Origin of the sequence: Paenibacillus gansuensis (genome assembly GCF_042684925.1) — a bacterium.
In the GTDB taxonomy this organism is placed as follows: Bacteria; Bacillota; Bacilli; order Paenibacillales; family DY6; genus Paenibacillus_N; species Paenibacillus_N gansuensis.
In genome coordinates, this window is sequence record NZ_JBHUME010000007.1 from 88108 (window position 1) to 109109 (window position 21002).

Here is a 21002-nt window from a genome sequence, read left to right on the forward strand (position 1 = left end):
TTCAACTCTTTATGGACCGCAGAGCCGAACTTCTTGCCGCGATATTCGAACATCTCCAAATTTCCTTGATTGCGCTGCTTATTGCCGTGTTTATCGCAGTGCCGATCGCCATCTATGGGACAAGGCATCCCCGCTGGGCTGAAGGCATTATCGGAATATCAGCGGTTCTGCAAACGATCCCTTCCTTAGCCTTGCTGGGTTTGCTCATTCCCTTGGTAGGGATCGGCAAAACACCCGCCGTGATCGCGCTTTGTGTTTATGCGCTGCTGCCGATATTGCGGAACACATACACCGGCATTCGGCAGATTGATCCGAATTTGATTGAGGCTTCCCATGCGATGGGAATGAGCGGGTGGCAGCGGCTGTGGCGTGTAGAACTGCCGATCGCCATGCCGTTTATCATGTCAGGCATCCGCAACGCCATGGTGCTTATTATCGGTACCACCACCATTGCCGCGCTCATCGGAGCGGGGGGACTGGGTACGCTTATTTTACTTGGCATTGACAGAAACAACCACGACTTGATTATCCTTGGCGCCGTGCCGGTTGCTCTGCTTGCCATTGGGTTCGACGCCGTTCTCCGGTTCGTTGAACGGAATTCAGGCATTCGCCTTTGGCGCGTCTTCGGCGTCGCCTTGATTGCCGCTGCACTCGTCGTGTTTCCGCTTTTCCGGGGAGCAGGAGGCGGAGGAAACCTTGTAATCGGAGGAAAGCTGGGCTCGGAGCCTGAAATTTTGATCAACATGTATAAGCTGCTTATAGAACAAGAGTCCGATTTGAAAGTAGAATTAAAGCCTGGCTTAGGAAAAACGTCTTTTGTGTTCAGCGCGCTTCAATCCGGGGACATTGACATTTATCCGGAGTTTACAGGTACGATCGTATCTACCTTCCTGAAAGAAAAAGCTGTAAGCACGAATAGTGAGGAAGTTTACGAGCAGGCGCGAAAAGGGATTCTTCGCACGAACCGGATGGTCCTGATGCAACCGATGAAATATAACAATACATATGCTCTAGCTGTACCAAAATCTCTGGCGGAGACATTTAAACTTAAAACCATTTCCGATTTGGGTAGGGTGTCTTCGGAAATCCGGGCAGGCTTTACCCTGGAATTTTCCGATCGGGAAGACGGGTACCTCGGGCTGCAAAAACTATACGGCCTGCGGCTTGCCAATCTGAAAACGATGGAGCCGAAGGTGCGATACAGCGCAGTTCAATCCGGTGACGTCAACCTTGTGGATGCCTATTCAACGGACAGCGAACTGCAGCAGTATAACATGATTACATTGGAAGACGATAAGAAGCTGTTCCCGCCTTATCAAGGAGCACCGCTCTTGAAGAAGGAAACGCTGGAGAAGTACCCGGAACTTGGACGTATTCTGAATAAGCTCGCAGATCATATTACGAATGAAGAGATGAGCAGAATGAATTATGAGGTCAACGTGAAAGGAAGATCCGCGGAACAAGCGGCCAGGGATTTTTTGATGCAGGCAGGCCTTCTTCCATAAAGTTACGAACGTTCGCAGCAGGTCCAAAGGCCTGATAGCATGCAGCCTTGATTCAACTAGAGCACAAACTTCTTAAAGAGTAACTGCTCTTATTACCGGCGTTCCTATTTTCGAGTCATCAAAGAAGCAGCAATTTCTAACGCCTGTGCAAGCTGATTTCGTTTTACATAATTGCAGTTCTTTCTCCGACCGTTTCACCAGATACGTATAACCCTGTTGGCGATACATGGGTAATGCTGTGTGCTGCAAGTAATCATGGTAAGACTCTTCCTCATCCAGAATAAAATGCTTTAACAGGTTGAAAAGAATGGTAACAAGGATTCCTTCAATTTTTCAAATTTGTTGAGAACATTTGCAGTGTTTGAGATAATAAACGGTCAGATATTCAGAGAATATACATTAGTATGCATAAATATATAAAAAATAGTTTAATTCAACTGTCAATGTTAGCAAGTTAGGAAACTCTCCGGAAACGGCAGAACTTCATTAAAATCACAAATTAAATCTTCCTCTGAATCTATGAAAAAATCCTCCCACCTATTTCAAGCAAAATCTCTCATTCCCTTTTTCCCGTTTCCGGCTATCATTAGAGTGGGAAGCTCTTATATGTCAGCAGATCGATATAAACAGAAATTAGAAGGGATGGGTTACTTACGAAGACGAACTGGCTAACTCTCAAAAATGTAACCTTTAAAAACAGGATTATATGGATTTTTCTGATCAGCAGTTTAACGCCGTTTATTTGTCTCGGGTTTATATCTTTTTACACCATCGACTCCATTATCGGAAATAAAGTGGAAAACGCGCTTCAAAGCAATTTAAAGCAGGATTTGACCACGCTCGAGAATGCCATCAATAACCTGAACCATGTTTCCCAGCAATTGGCTTACGGCGGAGGGACCAATCGGCTTCTGGAACAGCTCCAGGCGGAGAGCGAACCATACGAAAGGCTGCGAATCATGAACGAGATCAAGACGGAGCTCAACGTGATTTCTTTTTCCAATCCGAATGTGGGCTTACTGATGTATTATGATGCCGGTCAAGGCACTTACAACTTTGAAAACTTCCGGGTGAGGGGAACGTTCAAGCCGGAACGCCTTCCGGTAATGGCCGAATATCCCGAGATTACCTATTACGGTCCCTATAAAAGTTACAATGGTTCTATCAATCAGTACGTGTTCAGCATTATGCGGAAAGTCAATCTACAAGAGCAGAACGCCTATTTATATATCGAAACAGGCCGCAATGCGATTCAATCGCTGTTCGCGCCGCAAAATCGGAAAGACAGTTCCCGCCGGCTGCTGATATTGGACAATAAGGGCCGGATTGCCTTCAGTGAAGTGCCGGAAGCTTTTCCTGAGAATGTCTCCTTCAGCCAGCTCGCTTCAAACGCAAAGTCGGGCATTCACGGCGATTATTTCTGGAACAGGGAGCAGAGCAATCAAGGCTGGAGTATCGTCTCGGTCACGCCGGAGAAAGAATTGAACCGGGAGCGAAACCGCTGGCTGGTTCAAATAACGGTAATTTTTCTGGCTTTCCTGTTCGTTGCCACCTTTTTCTCCTGGGTGTTATGGAAAATGGTGTACCGGCCGCTCGATAAGTTTCACAAAGAAATCAAGTCGCTCGTTGACTCCCATCCGGAAGAACCTGTTGAAGTTACGCATATCCCGGAATTTGATTATTTGCTGTATCAGACGCGAAGGATGAAGGGGAAGATTTGGTCGCTGTACGAAGAGATTGAGGTGAAGGAGAAGCGGAGGGCGGATCTGGAGGTGGAAAAGCTCTTGTACCAGATTAATCCCCATTTTCTCATGAATACATTGGATACGGTGCACTGGCTTGCTTTGATGAACGGGCAGAAAGAAATCGACAGGCTGGTGCTCTCCTTGAACAAACTGCTGCATTACAATTTAGGAAAAATGGGCGAAACCTCCACCATCGGAGATGAAATTGAAGCGCTGAAAGAATATTTGCAGCTGCAGCAGATCCGCTATGATTTTCAGTTTGATGTAGACATGGACGTGGACGAAAAAGCATTACTGATTCCGTGTCCCCGTTTTCTCCTGCAGCCGATCGTGGAAAATGCCCTGTACCATGGCGTTAGCGACGACGGTTATATTTATGCGGGCGTGGAATGGAAGGAGCAGGAACTGCTGGTTACGATTCAGGATAACGGAGCAGGCATGCAGCAGGAGATGATCGATCGGCTGCTCGACGATGACGCGAAGGAAAGCCACAAAGTGGGAATGGGGATCGGCATGAAATATGTAAAACGCATTCTTTACGCTACGTACGGGGAGACAGCAGCCATGGAAATCAAAAGTGAGCCTGGAGCCGGGACGATGGTACAGCTGCGTCTTCCAATAACCGGAGGTGAACAAAACCTGTGATTCGCGTGTTGATTGTAGACGATGATAAACTGGTGCGAAAAGGGCTGGCTTCTTCGATGCCGTGGAAGGAGTTCGGCATGGAAATCATCGGCGAGGCCAATAACGGGGAGAACGCCCTTAAGCTGATTCAGGAAACGAAAGTGGACCTCCTCATTACAGACTTGTCGATGCCTGTTATGTCCGGCATTGAACTGATGAGAATCGTCCGGGCGGAATATCCGCACATTCAAATCGTTGTGCTTACGCTGCACCAGGATTTTGAGTACGTCCAGGAAGCGTTAAGGTTGGGCGCCATCGATTATATTGCCAAAGTTCAGCTGGAAAGAGAGCAGTTTGAGGAAGTATTGGGAAGAATCAGAACGCTCATGGGGCAAAAAGAAGGCCTGAAACTCTCCATAGTACAGGAGAATGAATGGGGAGCGGAGGAAGAGCGGTTTGTTTTGTATTCTCTCTCTTCGCTTACAGAGGAGTCGAAAGGAGATTATCCCTTACCGGATCAGGCTGTTGAAGCGGAACCCGGGATGTGGTATTGGAGCGGCGGGCTGGCGCGTCCTTACTCGCCGGAGCCCGACACCGCGCTCGTCTGTTTCCGGAATATATCCCGCATGGACCGCAAGACGTTGATGCAGCTGATGAGATCCTATAGAAAAAGCGGGTTGTTTTACGAATACGATCCGGCAGGGCCTTATCTTGTAGTGGATGCAGGGGAACTGGCGCAGCGCGAAAAGGCGGAAGGGCGTTTCGGCATAGAGCACATCAAAGCAAGGTGGGCGGCCGCGGATTGGATTTATGACACGGAAACATATGAGTCGATGGCAGCAGAACTGAAGTCGTACAGAATGCCGCCGATCCGGCTGGCACGTATGTTCTACTCGCTTACGGACGAGTGGAACAGGCTGTATCAGCAAGTTTTGCCTGAACCGATCCTGGTCGAAGATTTCTTTTCCAGCTGGTATCGGTTTGAGGAATGGCTCAGGGAGGTCCGGGAACGGATCGGCGCAGCGAATGCAAAGCCGTTATTTTCCAAAGAGATCCAGAACAGTATCATAAAAGCGATGAATTTGGCGCAAACGAAAGTAAGCGAACCGATTCCAGCGGCCGAGATCGCCCATATGGTCAATATGAGCAGCAGCTATTTCAGCCAATGCTTTAAGCAGTATGCAGGACAAACCTATACGGATTACGTGAGGGATATCCGGATGGAGAGAGCCAAGGAATATTTGAGAACGACAACGAAAACGATCCAATGGATCGCGGAGCAAATCGGGTACAACGATGAAAAGTATTTCAGCCGTCTGTTCCGGGATCATACCGGAGTGCTGCCAAGCGAGTTCCGGCAAATCCAGATCACGGACAACGATTGACCCAAGCAGGTTAGATGTGCGTACGAAAAAGGGGTAGACATTTTTCGTACGCATTCTTTATGCTGCGGAAATTTATCTACCTTATCCGAAATGGGGCTCTATCCAGAGGGAAGGCGGAAGCGTGATATATTGGGATTGTCACAAAGACGATTCGTTTATGAGGGGGAGCAAGATGAAAAGGTTTGTATTTCTAATGATGGCTTTGGTGCTGGTATTTAGCAGCTTGGCCGCTTGCAGCAACAATAACGGTAACAATCAGGCGGCGAATACCGGAAATAATGCCCAAGGCGGCAACAACGGTACCTCAGCGCCGGCGGAGGAAGAAGTCATTGACCCGTTCGGGAAGTTCACTGAACCGGTAGAAGTGTCTATCGGCAGAGCGATCGATCCTAACTACAAGTTCGACGGTACGGATACGGCGGAAGAGAACGTCTATACGAAATGGCTGAAAGATAGATTCAACATCGAAGTCAAACATGCATGGGAAGCGGCTCAAGGCACGGACTACCAGCAAAAAGTCAGCCTCTCGATCTCCAGCAACGATCTGCCTGATGCGATGGTCGTTAATGAAACCCAGCTTAGACAGATGGTCAAGGCGGGCCAGCTGGCGGATTTGAACGAAGTGTACAACAAGTACGCAAGCCCTGAATTGAAGGCGGTTTACGATTCCAACCCAGGCCTGCTCGACAGCGTAACATTCGACGGAAAGCTGTATGCCCTTCCGGAAACGACGCTGCCTTCCGCGCCTATGACGTGGATCCGCAAAGACTGGTTAGACAAACTTGGCTTACAGCCGCCGAAAACGCTGCAGGATCTTGAGAACATCGCCAAAGCGTTCATTGATAACAAAATGGGCGGGGAGAAAACGATCGGAATCGTAGGAACTCAACAGGGAGGTTCGCTGTATTCCACATTCCTGAATTCCACAGACCACTGGTACAATTTCTCGCCTATTTTCTTCGCTAACAATGCCTACCCCGGCATCTGGATAAAGGATAAGGACGGCAACGCAGTCTACGGATCCACTACGGCGGAGACGAAGCGGGCGCTTGGCATGATGAGAGATCTGTATGCAAAAGGAATTTTGGACAAGGAACTGGGTGTGCGGAAAAGCACGGCGGAAGTCGTTGCGAGCGGTCAGGCGGGTATTTTCTTCGGACCTTGGTGGTCCGCTTATAATAATATCCCGGATAACATTAAGAACGATCCGAAGGCAAACTGGAGACCTTATGCCGCACCAGTTGACGCTGCAGGAAAATTCAACTCGAACCAGGCTACCGGAAGCAGCTTTATCGTGGTAAGCAAGGAAGCGAAACACCCGGAAGCTGTGATCAAGATGACCTCGATCCATAAGTGGGGAAAAGACGAAGAGTTCAGCAAATTGACAGAAGGCAAGCAAATGACTTCACAAGAAGTGCCGCTGTTCCTGATCCTCGGCGCAGGCGACCAATTGGAGTATGCGGTAAATTCCCTGCGCAAATTCCTGAAGGGCGAGATGAAGCTGGAAGACTTCGACCAGGCGAACTACGGCTGGGCATATGAAATGGCGAAACATGCGGCAGCCATCAAAAAAGAACCTTTTGACAATTATGACATCCAATACTTCGACCAAAAGGCTGATGAAGGATTTTTCACCCATATTTATGCACATTTGAACGGCGGATCGACCTTCGTCGATGCGGACATCAACTGGGTGCGGAGTATTGCGACAGCGCAAACGAAAACGATGGAATCCCGCTGGACCAACCTGAAGAAGCTGGAAGACGAAACGTTCCTGAAAATCATTATGGGCAGCGAAGAGTTGAGCGCATTTGACACCTTCGTCCAGAAATGGAACGACCAGGGCGGAGATAAGATTACGGAAGAAGTTAACGAATTAAAATAGATCAAAGCGGTCAAGACGGGTATCTGCTACTCGTCTTGACTTTCGGATAGGGGAAATAAAGGGATGCAGACAAAAGGCTTTGCCAAACATTATTATTTTATGCTTCTGCCCGGACTGATCTGGCTGTTCTTTTATAATCTGTTTCCTATGTACGGGATTTTGGCGGCTTTTAAAGATTTTAATCCTGGCGTCGGAATACTAAAGTCTCCCTGGATCGGGTTGGAAAACTTTGAGTATATGTTTGAGCTGGACGACAGCAAGATCATTTTCCGGAATACGATCCTGATTGCCTTTGCCAAAATGGCGGGTAATCTGATCGTTCCCCTAGTGTTTGCGCTGATGTTGAACGAAGTTAGGAATCGAGTGTTTACGCGGACGATTCAAACCGTGGTGTATCTTCCTCATTTTTTATCGTGGGTCATTGTGGCGGGGATGATGCTGGATATTTTCGCTTATTCAGGTCCTGTGAATCAGCTGTTGTCAGTCTTCGGGATCGAAAAAGGATTGTTTTTCGCAAACGCGCAGCTCTTTCCCGTGTTGGTTGTCGGAAGCGATATTTGGAAGGAATTCGGCTTTAATGCGATTATTTTCTTCGCGGCCCTGACCTCCATTAACCCGGAAATGTACGAAGCTGCCGCGATCGACGGTGCTTCTCAGTGGAAGCGACTGACCCGTATCACGCTTCCAAGCATCCTGCCTGTTGCCGTTCTTCTTGCCACGTTAAGCATGGGCAATATTCTGAATGCGGGATTCGATCAAATTTTTAACTTGTATAACCCGACCGTCTATTCCACGGGCGATATTATTGATACTTGGGTATACCGGGCAGGACTGATTGATATGCAGTATGGGCTGGCAACGGCGGTGGGTTTATTGAAATCGGTTGTCGGATTCGTCCTTATTGCGGTTTCGTACGGCTTGGCTTACCGGTTTGCGAACTACAGAATTTTCTAGCAAAGGATGAAAGTATATGATTACCGAGCGTTCGGCAATTACCAGACTCTTTAACGGATTGAATGTCGCGCTGCTCCTCGCAATGATGCTGTTATGCTTGCTGCCGGTCTGGTATACGTTAGCCATTTCATTGAGCGATAAGGCTGCAGCATCGGCGGGGCAGGTATTTTTATGGCCTAAAGGATTCACGCTGGGTTCGTATGAGACGATCGTGCAGGACGGCCACTTTCTCAATTCGTTCTTCATTTCCGTGCAAAGAGTGGCGTACGGGGCTGCGATTTCCTTTTTTGTCATCTTGCTGATGGCCTATCCGCTCTCCAAAACTGCAAAAGAGTTTAAACCCAGAAACATCATTATGTGGCTGCTCGTGTTTGCGATGCTTTTCAATGGAGGACTGGTGCCTTGGTACCTGACCATGAAATCGCTGGGCATGATCAACAGCATCTGGGGATTGGTGCTCGGCGGCGGACTGCCTGTATTCAACGTGATCCTGGTGATGAATTATTTCCGGAATATGCCGAAAGAGCTGGAGGAATCCGCATTGATGGACGGGGCCGGCCCGTGGCGGATTTTGTTCCGCATCTTCCTGCCGTTGGCGATGCCGGTGCTGGCTACCGTTCTCGTATTTACGATCGTGTACCACTGGAACGAATTTTTTCAGGCGCTCGTCCTGATGAATAAATCCGATATGTATCCGCTGCAATCCTACATCCGGCAAGTTGCGGTGGTGATCGATCCCACGAAAATGAATGAGGAGACGGTCAAACAAATGACGGTCCTATCCAATCAGACGCTGAATGCGGCCAAAATTTTCATTTCCATGCTTCCTTTATTGATTATCTATCCGTTTTTCCAAAAATATTTCGTCAAAGGAATCACCTTAGGTTCCGTGAAAGGGTAGAAGGTGCAGGATGAAACGGACAAACTACATGCTGGCATGGTCTCTCTCAATTTGCTTAGTCAGTTTGGCAGGCTTGACAGGCTGCAGCGGGTCAAAGCCGCAGGCGGACCAGTCACCGGCTGTGCAGAAACAGCAGCAGGGAGCCAAGAAGGGAGTTACTGTGCCGGAATGGTCGAATAAAGCGGTCATGTACGAAGTGAATGTCCGCCAATACACGAAAGAAGGGACGTTCAAGGCGTTCGAAGCGCATCTGCCGCGGCTCAAGGAACTGGGCGTTGATATGTTATGGCTCATGCCTATCCACCCGATTTCCGAGAAAAACCGGATCGGAAGCTTAGGTTCCTACTACGCGGTTCAGGATTATAAAAAGGTGAACTCCGAATTCGGAACAGCGGAAGATTTCCGGAGCTTGGTGGAGAAGGCGCATGAGATGGGCTTTAAGGTCATTTTGGATTGGGTTGCCAATCATACAGGTTGGGACCATCCTTGGACGGAGAATCCGGGCTGGCATACAACGGACGAAACCGGGAAGATTGTGCAGCCCGCCGGCACGAATTGGGCGGATGTTGCGGATCTGAACTATGAAAATTCCGATATGCAGGCAGCCATGCTGGATGCCATGAAATATTGGGTTTCGGAATATGGAATCGACGGCTACCGCTGCGATTATGCCGGGGGCGTGCCTAAGGCCTTCTGGGAAAAAGTGCGGACGGAGCTTGAGGAGATCAAACCGGTGTACTTGCTGGCGGAAGACGATCAACAAATCGGCTTGTTGACCAAAGCTTTCCATTCCAATTACGGCTGGCAAGTATATCACATGATGAACCGGATTGCCAAAGGGCTGGGGAATGCGGAGCAAATTCAGAAATACGGAGACCGGTTCGAGACCACGTATCCTCAAGGCGCCTACCCTTTGAATTTCACGTCCAACCATGATGAGAATTCCTGGGTGGGGACCGAATTCGAGAGGCTGAAGGATGCCGTAAAACCGATGGCGGCCCTGAGTTTCACTTTGCCGGGCATGCCTTTGATCTATTCGGGCCAGGAGGCCGGATTGAACAAGAGGCTCGCTTTTTTTGAAAAGGATGAAATCTCTTGGGACAATCTTTCGATGACTCCGTTGTACCAGGACCTCATCCGGCTGAAGCATGAGAACGAGGCATTGTGGAACGGATCGGCAGGAGGTCCATTTCGTTCGCTGGGCGTCGGCGACAAGCGCATTCTTGCTTTTGAGAGAACGAAGGGCAGCAATACGGTAGTTGTGGTCATGAATTTATCCGGTGAGGCGGTGAAGAGTTCCGTTTCTATGGCTGACATGGCAGGCAGCTATAAGCTGTTTCCTTCACAGACAGCGGCGGAAATGCAGACAGAGCAGCCAGTGGATTTAAAGCCTTGGGAGTATTTGATTTACACAAAGTGAACAAAGGAGTCCGGTATGATCCGGGCTTCATTAATAGATAAAAATGAATGCGGTTACAATTCTGGTGAATTGATTTTACGAAGGAGGTGATTTCTCAAAGAGCTCAGATTTTCCGGCGATATGAAAGTATGTTTTTGTTGGATAGTTTCGGCTTATATTCGAAGGAGGCATATTGATGCGTATGAAAAACAGTTATGTTGTATTGTTGATGGCCCTGGCTCTCATTGTTTCCCAGCTGGGAATGGTTCCGTACGAAGTGAAAGCGGCAGGAGGGCCGGACCTCGTAGTAACAGGCATCAGTTGGACTCCTGCAAACCCTGCTGCCGGTAATGAAATTACTTTCAGCGCCACGATTAAAAATCAGGGAGCCGACCCAAGCCCGGCTGGTGCAGTACACGGCGTCTTGTTTTCGGTGAACGGCACTTCCGTAAGCTGGAGCGATAACCACACCGCATCCATTGCGGCTGGTGCATCCGTAACGGTAACCGCTACCGGCGGCCCCAATGCCAAGGCTTCTTGGACAGCTACAGCTGGAACACATACCGTAACCGCTTATGTGGACGATGTGAACCGGATTGGCGAGTCGAATGAAAGCAACAACACCTTGAATCAAAGTTTCACCCCGGGCGGCGCAGGCACTCCGGATTTAGTAGTAACGGACATCACGTGGACACCGGCGTCACCCCAGACGGGCAATGAAGTCACCTTCAGCGCCGTCGTCAAAAACCAGGGAACCGCGGCATCACCGGCAGGGAAGGTGCATGGGGTGTTATTTTCGGTGGACGGCACTTCCGTAAGCTGGAGCGATACCTATACGTCATCCATACCTGCAGGCTCATCCGTCACAGTAACCGCTTCCGGTGGTCCCGGGTCCAAAGCTTCCTGGACAGCAGCAGCAGGTTCGCATACGGTGAGAGCTTTTGTTGACGATATTAACCGGATTGGGGAATCGAACGATTCCAACAATACATTAGAAGAAACGATAACAATGGGGACCGGGGTCGGTACATCGGACCTGGCAGTAACAGACATCTCATGGACGCCGGCTTCTCCCCAGACCGGAAATGAAGTTACCTTTAAAGCCGTTATCAAAAATCAGGGTACGGCAGCCACTCCTGCCAATACAATCCATGGGGTTGTGTTCTCCATTAACGGGACTACTGTCAATTGGAGCGACAATTATACGAGCTCCATTGCTCCAGGCGGCTCCGTAACGGTTACGGCCAATGGAGGCCCTAATTCTAAAGCTTCGTGGACAGCCGTCTCCGGCACCCAGACCGTCAGAGCTTTTGTCGATGACCTAAACAGGATTACAGAATCCAACGACAACAACAATACACTCGAAGAAAGCGTTGCCGTGAGTGTGCCGAGCAAGCCTGATTTAGTCGTGACGGATATTTCTTGGTCCCCGTCAGCACCCGCGGCCGGAAATGCGGTGACTTTCAGCGCGGTGGTGAAAAATCAGGGAACGGCAGCTACAGCGGCGGGAACATCGGTCCAGGTTGCTTTTTATGTAAACGGTACCAAGGCGAGTTCTGTGCTCAATTACACCACATCCATCGCGGCGGGCGCTTCCGTGACCCTGACACAAAACTCAGGATCGTGGACAGGGGTAAACGGAATTCATACGATTACTGCGGTCGTTGATGAGACATCGCTTATCAGCGAGCTGGATGAAGCCAACAACGGATTTAGCGAAAGCCTCACAATCGGGGCGGTCCAAACTTATGGCGCAACCGTGCCTTATGACAGTTATGAGGCCGAGAATGCAACGATTTCGGGCGGATCGGTAACGGGCCCGAACACAACCTGGACTACAGCGGAATCGGAAGCGTCCGGAAGGAAAGCGGTAAGGCTGGCTGTCGGCCAATCTGTGGAATTGACGCTGGCAAATCCCGCGCAAGGCATTGTAGTGAGATACTCGATGCCGGACAGCGCAACAGGTTCGGATATTTCACAGAATATAAGCTTGTACATGAACTCGGTCCATACTGCGGATGTTACTTTGACTAACAGGTATACCCATCAATACGGCCAGTACGGTTCGGACGGCGGCGAAATGCAATGGTCGAATACGCCGGGGATTAACCATCACAGATATTTTGATGAAACCCGTGTGCTGTTGGGACAGCAGTATGCTGCCGGTACGAAGCTGAAGCTCCAGTGGGACGCTAACGATACGAATCCTTCCGGGTCAACCTATATCCTCATTGACTTGATTGAAACGGAAGCGGTGCCTGCAGCGCTTGCCAAGCCGTCGGATTATGTATCGATAACAAATTACGGGGCGGCTGCCAATGACGGCGCCGACGATACGGCAGCGATGACGTCTGCGATTACGGCTGTGAATGGAACTACAGTTAAAGGTGTCTGGATCCCGGAGGGTACTTTCGATTTCAAAAATGGAACAAGAGGCGCAACCAAAATCAGGCTTCCAAGCGGAGTTTCTGTGAAGGGGGCGGGTATGTGGAGGTCTACTCTTCAGGGCGCTTATGCTGGATTTATGTTGCAGGGCGGTAATGTGACGCTCTCGGATTTCACGATCAAGGCGGAGGAGACGTACCGGTCGAATGCATCGGGTATCGCCGGGGTGGAAGGAAACGCGCTGAATTCTACATTCAGAAATTTGTGGATTCAGCATACGAAGGTCGGCTTTTGGTTGAACGAGGGAACGGCTAATGCGCTTGTTACCGGCTGCCGGATCAGAGATACGTGGGCGGACGGCATTAACCTGAACGGTGGCGCGAAATCTAGCATTGTGGAGCAAAGCAGCTTCCGCAATAACGGCGACGACGGCATGGCCATGTGGTCCAAGTCGTTGAATGGCGGCACAGGTACGGTGGAAGACGTTACGTTCCGCTATAATACGGTACAAATCCCGAACCTTGCGAACGGGATCGGCATTTATGGAGGCAAAAATAACACGGTAAGCAACAATCTCATCATGGATACGGTGGATAACGGTTCCGGTATTCAGTTCGGCACAAATCACGCGCCATCGGCTTTTACAGGAACGTTGAATATTACGAATAACAAGCTTGTGCGCTGCGGCTCCTACCATCATGATTATGGATACCAGATCGGTGCAGTGTGGGGGTACTGGGTCAACCATAACGGCCTTGTACAAGGACTTACGATCAACGTCAGCAACAATCTCATTGACAGCAGCACCTATTCAGGCGTATTTATCGAAGAGCCAAGTTCCAGTGCAGCAGTGAACTATACGTCCAATACGATGAACAATTCAGGTACTTACGGCGTGTATATAAGAGGCTCGGCCAACGGTTCCGCGGCGTTCAACAATAATACGGTTAATGTCGCTCCTTCCGGCAAGTTTAAAAATGATTCAGCGAGCTTTACTGTAACGGGTTCCGGCAACAATTGGTAACAAAACATGGAAACCCCCGATCCGGCAGGATCGGGGGTTTCTATGATCATTGTTCCAAGAACTGTACATTATCAAAAGATGCCCATACTCCTTGGGGAGCATTGGAGTAGAAGCCGATGGCACAAGAACCGTCGGTAACGGGAATGTCTGTAATTAAAGGGGGATATTTAGCTTTGCTCGGCGATTTTCAATACCAGCAATTGTGAAAATGTCCCTTGATAAATCAAGCTATGTGATCTTCATTCTCTCAGGATTGCTGAAGCCACTCACTGGTAATGAGTGGTGTCATAATGTAATAATTTCATTTCCAATTTCGGAGGCCGGGAACCCCTTGTTGCGGTCAGTTCCCTGCTTTTTGTCATGCGGATTTTTTATTCTACAAGACGGCGTCATATTTGAAATCCGATAATTTGGACAAATTTTACAAAATAATAGTTGCAATAGCACCCTATATGACATAAAATTAGTTGCAATAACATCCTATTTAAGGGGGAAGTAAACTGAACGAGCATGGGAGGCAAAATGATAAGGACATAACGGAATCGCACGGCCAATACATCTCAGCCATCTATCGCCACATGCAGATATTGATCTCAGCCGAGCTGGCGCCATATCGAATCGGAAGCGGACAGTATATTTTTCTGATGGCGATTGCTTTTCAGCAGCCAATTACGCAGAAGGCGCTAAGCGAGAAGCTCCTCATTGACAAGACAACTGCCGCCAAGGCGATTGCCAAGCTGGAGGCAGAAGGATACGTTCGGAGGGAAGCCAATCCCGCCGACAACCGCTATCAACTGCTCTACCTGACAGAATCAGGGCGTGAGGTGGTGCCGAAGGTACAGGAAGCGCTGGGCCGCGTCAAGAACAAAACCCGGAAGGGCATTACCGATGAGGAGTATGACTTGTTGGTAAGCCTGCTGAAAACCATGCTACACAATCTGAGCGAGTCGGAGGAGATGTAGAGATGATGATAGCCAATCCGTTTATCGTTGTGGAGAACTGCAAAGACGAAATCAAGTACTATCAAAGCGTTTTTGGCGGCGAAATTACCATTCTGCGAAAGCAAGGGGAAGAGGTTCTTAACGCGGACCTGCATGTAGAGGGGGCAACCCTTAAGTTTGCCGATACTCAAGCAGCGAAGCCGGTACTGAAAGGTGATTACGTGAGAGTTTTCTTGAGAATCGAGACGGAGGAAGCGTTCCGAAGGATCTACGGAGAATTTGCGGCTGGCGGAACTGTTAATACAGAAGTGTACGAAGCTCCGTTTCATGGACTGCTGGCCATCGTTACCGACCGAAACGGTGTGTGCTGGGTGCTGTCCTTTTATCGAACTTAATACAGAGAAATCGAACTACCCTTAATTTCGATAGACGATAGCATAATTACAATAAAGGCTGCAGATCCGACGATCTGCAGCCTTTTCCAACTAAAGGACAAACTTCTTCAATCAGCCGTGATGTTTGGGAAGGTGGTTGGGTTAACAGGTTGTATTACCAACTCTTCTATTTTGGAGTAATCAAACAAGCTGCAATTTCTAACGCCTGTGCAAGCTGGTTTCGGTTTACATAATAGCTGAAAAGTTCTTTCTCCGACCGTATCACCAAATACGTATATCCCTGTTGGCGATACATAGGTAAGGCTTTGTGCTGCAAGTACTCATGGTAAGCCTCTTCCTCATCCTGAATAAAATGCTTCAGCAAGTTGAACAGAACGATATACAATGACTCTTTCAATTTCGTGGCTATACTTAGTCCATCAGAGATGAGAGGGGATAGATCCTCACGAGGGATCAGATTTCCTTCCAGACTGCTGCGGATATACCCTTCCAATGAGAGAAGATAGGGGCCGGTCAACTTGTTTTTTAGCTCCATTGATTGCTGGTAGTAGCGGCTGGCGGACTCGTATTCCTTCCTTCTGTAGTATTCATAAGCGAGGTTATGCAATACTTTTGCTTTCCGGTCGGGTGCATGACACATGTCACAGCTTTGCAGCAGATTATGGAACCTCTCAATGGAATCCCGAAACTCTAGATTTTCCTCGTCCTTCAGCTGAATGAGCATCAGCATCTCGGCGTCGATTCCTCTTAGAAAGTAGTTCATTTCCTTAAAATACTTCAGTGATTTTTCAGCGTAGTAGTAACACATAATTTGCGATTGAACCATATGATAGGCCACCGCTAAATGATAGAAGTATTCAGGATTGGGATAATCCAACTCCGTGATTTGGTTAAGCGTGGAGATCGCTTGCACATAGTCTTGCTTGGACAAATAGTAGAGTCCCCAGACATGTTTTAGCAGATTGTTTTCATAAGGCGGGAGAGTGGATTGAAGCTTCTGAAGCTCCTTCATGATTCGATAGGCCGAATCCGGATTGTTCCGCATGAGTTCATAACGGGCCAGCAGCAGCTGGTACATCATTTTGTAATCTGAAATCCGGAGCAGGGTCATATGCTTTAATTCGTGATGAATCTCATCCATCTCATTCATTTGGTGCATGACAATGGTTTCCTGCCAACGCAGCAACCGCTGTTTGATTTGGATGGCGCGGCACAGTTCTTGCGGGATATCGATGCCTAAACGCTGAGAAAGCAGCCGGGTAATTTCCGGAGAGTAGTCGGTCAGTCCTCGTTCTATTTTACTAATATGAGTGTCTGAGCATATGCCTTCTCCCAGTTGGCTTTGTGTTAAACCAGCTTTTTCACGGTAATATTTGATGATTTTTCCCTCGTGCATAGGCGATTCTCCTATATTTTGTAATTGTCTATCGAAATTCCCCCAAAATGGGCTATCCATTCTAGTGCAACCCTATAGGTTTTCGAAAAATAGGCAGTGTTTTGGGAAGTTCTAGTGCTTTAGATATAGCTCAATTCCCCCAATTTACGGGTCCCGGAAGCTCTTATAAACTTAATCAAACAAAGGTTAATTATCAAAATATTCTAAACTCACACATCCTAGTATAACAGACGAAAAACGAGGAGGAACGATTGTGAAAAAAGGTAGATTTAACCAAATTATAGTAAAGACAATAGCAGCCAGCTTCCTATTAACTTCTATGATTCCGTATCAAGTGTTTGCCGAGCAAAGACAACTGCCAGCTCCAAGCAAGATCCAAGTTGGACAACCGGTAATATCCCCGGAGATTAACCTCAGAAGCTATGAATTGACCAACGTTATTGTGGAATTTAAACAAGATCCGGCTAGAGTGCAAGTGGCGAAGCAGGCGGGAAAAGGGAAGAGGGTAGCCCTTTCTAGTGCGAGTGAAAAAGCAGAAAACGATCATGAAACTTTCAAGAAGCACTTACAGAAAATGAAAGAGGGCAAGAAACCTTCAGCATTCGGGTCACAAGAGAAGAAAGAAGCGACGATTACCAGAGAATACCGCTCTGCCTTCAATGGTGTTGCGATGTCCCTGCCGGGAACAGAAATTGAAAGACTGGTAGAGTCCGGTGTGGTAAAAAGAATCTGGAAAGACAACATCGTTAAGCTTGATCCTATGGAAGCGGCCATAACTTCGGCCCCTAAACCGCAAGTTCAGCAGCAAACAGCTGAAAATGCGATTCCATTAGAAGGGATTGACTCCCTTCACAATCAAGGAATTAAAGGAAAGGGAATTAAAGTAGGCGTTCTTGATACCGGCATCGACTACAATCATCCGGATTTAAAAGAAGTGTATAGAGGCGGCTGGGATTTTATCGATAACGATGCGGATCCCATGGAAACGACCTATCAGGATTGGGTAAACCAAGGCAAACCCGGAGGCGGCACTTACTACACTTCGCACGGCACCCATGTATCGGGAACGATTGCCGGACAAGGAGCCAATAGCGTGGAATCCCCGGCTTTAGGTGTAGCCCCGGAAGTGGATCTATATGCTTACAGGGTGCTGGGCCCTTACGGAAGCGGACCTGAAAGCGGGATTATCGCAGGTATCGATAAAGCGGTAGAAGACGGGATGGATGTCATCAATCTATCTTTGGGTGCCATGTACAATCACCCGCTTGCACCTGAATCCATTGCCATTAACAATGCGACACTCGCAGGAGTGACTTGTCTGGTAGCGGCAGGGAATGCAGGGCCCAAAGAGAAAACGTTAAGCGTTCCAGGAACAGCAGCCCTTGGCATTACTGTAGGCGCCAGCAATTTCTCGATGGTCATTCCAACGATTTCGGCTAGCGTGTATTCCAGCGTTTATAAGCCGTTTCCGGAATTGAAGCTGCTCGCCAAAAATTTCACCGATAACCTGAATGATCTCACCGGTCAAACATTCCCAATTGAATTTGCCGGGCTCGGGATGAGCACAGATTTTGAAGGGAAAGATTTTACGGGGAAAGTGGCTCTTATGCAGCGGGGAGAGAACGGCTTGGACGAGAAGATTGCCAATGCCTACGCAGCGGGAGCCAAAGCAGTGCTTATCTATAATAACGTAGATGGAGAAATTCCACACTACACGGGTCAAGGACCTAAATTCGTTCCTTCCTTCAAGGTAACGAAAGCGGATGGGGAATTCCTATTATCCCTTGAGCAGCCTAAGATTACTTTTGGAGCGGTAAGCTCTATTGTTACATCGGGCAATGAATTGGCTGATTTCAGCGGAAGAGGCCCGGTAAATACGAATTACGATATCAAACCGGATCTCGTTGGACCAGGGGTAGCGGTATATTCCAGTTATCCGGAATTTGTAAACAGTCCTGAAGACGGTGTCGATTACTCGACGGCTTACGCACGCATTTCAGGTACGTCGATGGCAACTCCACATTTGGCGGGTGTCGCGGCTCTGATTTTGCAGCACAATCCGGATTATACACCCTTTGATGTGAAAGCTGCGTTGATGAACACAGCAGACGATCTTAAGGGAGAATACTCGGTTTATGAAGTGGGTGCCGGAGAGGTTGATGTCACCGAGGCGGTCTTTGCGAGAACTTCGATTCAAGTCATGGACAAAACAAATCATATTGTGAACGACCAAATCGTTGAGATCGAGGATCGAACAGGCTCCATCTTCTTTGGAAACTACTCCAAGCGCGAGAAGAACGCGGCAACAGTGGACAGCCGAAAGCTCGTCATCGAAAATAACAGCAAGGATAACAAGCAGTACAATATTACAGTCGAGTATCTGCCGGCAAAGCCTGGTCTTCCAAATGGGGCAGAACAAGGTATTGCAGTGAGCTTGCCGGACTCTGTCCGTGTAGCGGCAAATCAGTCGCTTGAGGTAACGGCTGATCTTAAGATCCCGGCTTCAGCTGCATTAGGAAGATATGAGGGTTATATTCACATCGAACAAGCTGGAGAGAAGTATCAGATTCCATTCGCTTTCCGCGTGGTCCAGCCGGGAATTGACTATATTCAATTGAGCAACCAGGCGATCATGACCCGATTGCCTGAAGTGAACCATCCATTTTTAGAAAGTCCGGCTAAAGTTCTGTTCTTTAAACTTAATAGTCCGATGAAAACGATTGATGTGCTTATTACCGATAAAGATGGACGCGCGTTGGGAAGAACCAGTCCGCAATCCATTAATGCCTTAGATGCGCCGTTGGACGAAGAGATCAATATCTTTCCGGTTGGCGGGTGGATGTACCCGTTTATCGGGGATCCTGCAAATTCGAGAGTCAGTCCGATTGCAGAAGAATTGCCGGAAGGCGGCTACAGGATCAAGATGATCGCAACCGATGCAGATGGCCGTACTTACTCCAAAGAACAAGCATTTGTCGTGGATAATACTGTGCCTGAACTCCAATTCCTGGACAAAGCTCCGGGTGTCTATGAAGTCAGCGATGATATGTACACGACGGAAGAAATCGACGGCAAAAGTTACCGCGCCTTATGGGTGCATGCTAACCTGCATGACAAAGCCCTTGATTATCTGGCAGCGTCCAACATAACGCAATCATTCAATCATCTTTACTATTATCAGAATCAAAACGTCTTTCCGGATGGCGAATTCCCGATTGGGCCTACAGGTGATACGAAATTCGGGATCACTCCGGAGGATATCAAAGATCAGCCAGTAACGCTTGCCCTGTTCCCGGTGGATATGGCAACCAATGGCCGGCTGGTGAGAGATTTCCGCCATTATGGCTTTATCCAAGCAGGGTCTGATTACGTCGTACCTCAATACGATAAGAAAAAAGTGTATTTGGGCGACAACATTACGATGACATTGAGCCTGAACAATGTTCAAAAGCTGATCTCAGGAAACTATACGGTCGATTACTATAAGCATTTTGAATTTGCAGACGTTCAGGTAAATCCTGCTTTTCAAGCGATGGCTGCCAAGAAGGAGCTTAAAGTAAAGCTCGATAAAGCCATCGTCAGCGAGCACGAGTGGAATACCAACATCAAACAAGTGAAGGTGGGCGCCTCGATAACGGGGAACGATTTCCATGGCTTGGACGGTGACTTCGCTTTCCTCGATGTGACTTTCAAATTGGCGGATGATAAGTACTACAACCAGAAAGATACAATGAATATCGAACAGAATATCGAAGAGTTTGTCTATATGAAAGACGGTGAGACGGAACCGACCATAGCGCCCGTATTCAACCAGATCAACGGGTTTCAGATTATACCGAAACGTTCGATTGCCGCATCGGTTACTTGGGGCGAAGCTTTCCTGGACGAGAACGGCTGGTTAGACTCAAATAGGGATTATACTCAGATCGGTTCCAAAGTATATGCTAAGGCAGCAGATGGAAAAACGTATAAAGGAATGATCGATCCAGGCGGAACGTTCTACATTTATGACCTTCCTGTTTCAACAAAAGCTTATGATATCATCGTTGAGATTCCTGGGCACTTGAAAAGCAAGCTAACGGTGCATTTGAGTCGATTGGAAGATGGCGAGCTCATTGGGACGGACCCATGGCTACCTGCCGAACAGCCTATTAACTACGCAGGAGATGTCAATGGAGACCAAATGATCGACATTGAGGATCTTAAGTTACTAGTCAAAGCTTATGGAAAACCCTCCAAGAAGGAGGATCTCAACCAGGATGAAATCGTAGATGAGAAAGATGTTCGTCTCGTCGAGAAGAACTTCTTGCGTGTAGATCCGGATCTACACGGAAAGTTCAAACCGAAAGCGACCGATGGAAACAAAGGATTAGCGGATTACATGCGTGAGCTGGGACTCCAACCAAGGAATTCATAATCGATAGAAGGGGTGTCCCAAAAGTCATGAGATGACTGGGGACACC

12 protein-coding genes are annotated in these 21002 nt (G+C 48.2%); 11 read left to right on the forward strand and 1 reads right to left on the reverse strand.

Going from position 1 to position 21002, the window contains the following annotated elements:
- Positions 1 to 11 precede the first annotated feature (11 nt).
- The 10 genes from ACFSUF_RS08195 (at position 12) to ACFSUF_RS08240 (ending at position 15143) form a co-directional block, all read left to right on the forward strand.
- Positions 12 to 1505 (forward strand): ABC transporter permease/substrate-binding protein, encoded by a 1494-nt coding sequence (locus tag ACFSUF_RS08195; RefSeq protein WP_377603130.1) that lies wholly within the window; start codon positions 12 to 14, stop codon positions 1503 to 1505.
- 794 nt (positions 1506 to 2299) lie between these two features.
- Positions 2300 to 3895: a sensor histidine kinase gene (locus tag ACFSUF_RS08200; RefSeq protein ID WP_377601933.1), complete on the forward strand. Its 1596-nt coding sequence runs from the start codon at positions 2300 to 2302 to the stop codon at positions 3893 to 3895.
- A complete protein-coding gene (locus tag ACFSUF_RS08205) occupies positions 3892 to 5259 on the forward strand; it encodes a response regulator (protein ID WP_377601935.1) in 1368 nt (455 codons plus the stop codon). The genes ACFSUF_RS08200 and ACFSUF_RS08205 overlap by 4 nt, the downstream gene beginning before the upstream one ends.
- Before the next feature lie 172 nt (positions 5260 to 5431).
- Positions 5432 to 7144, forward strand: coding sequence for an extracellular solute-binding protein (locus ACFSUF_RS08210; protein ID WP_377601937.1), 1713 nt, complete (start codon positions 5432 to 5434; stop codon positions 7142 to 7144).
- A 63-nt stretch (positions 7145 to 7207) separates the two neighbouring features.
- Entirely contained in the window at positions 7208 to 8098 is an 891-nt protein-coding gene (locus ACFSUF_RS08215; RefSeq protein ID WP_377601939.1) for an ABC transporter permease, read from the forward strand.
- A gap of 16 nt (positions 8099 to 8114) precedes the next feature.
- Positions 8115 to 8999, forward strand: a complete 885-nt coding sequence (locus ACFSUF_RS08220; protein ID WP_377601941.1) for a carbohydrate ABC transporter permease — start codon at positions 8115 to 8117, stop codon at positions 8997 to 8999.
- 10 nt (positions 9000 to 9009) lie between these two features.
- Entirely contained in the window at positions 9010 to 10419 is a 1410-nt protein-coding gene (locus ACFSUF_RS08225) for an alpha-amylase family glycosyl hydrolase (protein WP_377601942.1), read from the forward strand.
- A gap of 175 nt (positions 10420 to 10594) precedes the next feature.
- The gene (locus ACFSUF_RS08230; RefSeq protein ID WP_377601943.1) at positions 10595 to 13807 is read left to right on the forward strand and encodes a CARDB domain-containing protein; all 3213 of its coding nucleotides are present in this window, start codon (positions 10595 to 10597) and stop codon (positions 13805 to 13807) included.
- 578 nt (positions 13808 to 14385) lie between these two features.
- Positions 14386 to 14769 carry a MarR family winged helix-turn-helix transcriptional regulator gene (locus ACFSUF_RS08235; RefSeq protein ID WP_377601944.1) on the forward strand — a complete coding sequence of 128 codons (384 nt, stop codon included), beginning with the start codon at positions 14386 to 14388 and terminating at the stop codon, positions 14767 to 14769.
- A 2-nt stretch (positions 14770 to 14771) separates the two neighbouring features.
- The gene (locus ACFSUF_RS08240) at positions 14772 to 15143 is read left to right on the forward strand and encodes a VOC family protein (protein WP_377601946.1); all 372 of its coding nucleotides are present in this window, start codon (positions 14772 to 14774) and stop codon (positions 15141 to 15143) included.
- A gap of 166 nt (positions 15144 to 15309) precedes the next feature.
- Here the strand turns inward: ACFSUF_RS08240 and ACFSUF_RS08245 are convergent, their stop codons facing one another.
- Positions 15310 to 16539 (reverse strand): helix-turn-helix domain-containing protein, encoded by a 1230-nt coding sequence (locus ACFSUF_RS08245; RefSeq protein WP_377601947.1) that lies wholly within the window; start codon positions 16537 to 16539, stop codon positions 15310 to 15312.
- Positions 16540 to 16792: 253 nt separating this feature from the next.
- Here ACFSUF_RS08245 and ACFSUF_RS08250 point away from each other — a divergent pair, with 253 nt between their 5' ends.
- Complete coding sequence (locus tag ACFSUF_RS08250; protein WP_377601949.1) at positions 16793 to 20956, forward strand: S8 family serine peptidase; 4164 nt, start codon at positions 16793 to 16795, stop codon at positions 20954 to 20956.
- Positions 20957 to 21002 lie beyond the last annotated feature (46 nt).

Coding starts and splice junctions, on each gene's coding strand:
- ACFSUF_RS08240 (WP_377601946.1), top strand. CDS start 14,772: ATGATGATAGCCAATCCGTTTATCGTTGTGGAGAACTGCAAAGACGAA.
- ACFSUF_RS08235 (WP_377601944.1), top strand. CDS start 14,386: ATGCAGATATTGATCTCAGCCGAGCTGGCGCCATATCGAATCGGAAGC.
- ACFSUF_RS08210 (WP_377601937.1), top strand. CDS start 5,432: ATGAAAAGGTTTGTATTTCTAATGATGGCTTTGGTGCTGGTATTTAGC.
- ACFSUF_RS08220 (WP_377601941.1), top strand. CDS start 8,115: ATGATTACCGAGCGTTCGGCAATTACCAGACTCTTTAACGGATTGAAT.
- ACFSUF_RS08230 (WP_377601943.1), top strand. CDS start 10,595: ATGCGTATGAAAAACAGTTATGTTGTATTGTTGATGGCCCTGGCTCTC.
- ACFSUF_RS08225 (WP_377601942.1), top strand. CDS start 9,010: ATGAAACGGACAAACTACATGCTGGCATGGTCTCTCTCAATTTGCTTA.
- ACFSUF_RS08215 (WP_377601939.1), top strand. CDS start 7,208: ATGCAGACAAAAGGCTTTGCCAAACATTATTATTTTATGCTTCTGCCC.
- ACFSUF_RS08195 (WP_377603130.1), top strand. CDS start 12: ATGGACCGCAGAGCCGAACTTCTTGCCGCGATATTCGAACATCTCCAA.
- ACFSUF_RS08245 (WP_377601947.1), bottom strand. CDS start 16,539: ATGCACGAGGGAAAAATCATCAAATATTACCGTGAAAAAGCTGGTTTA.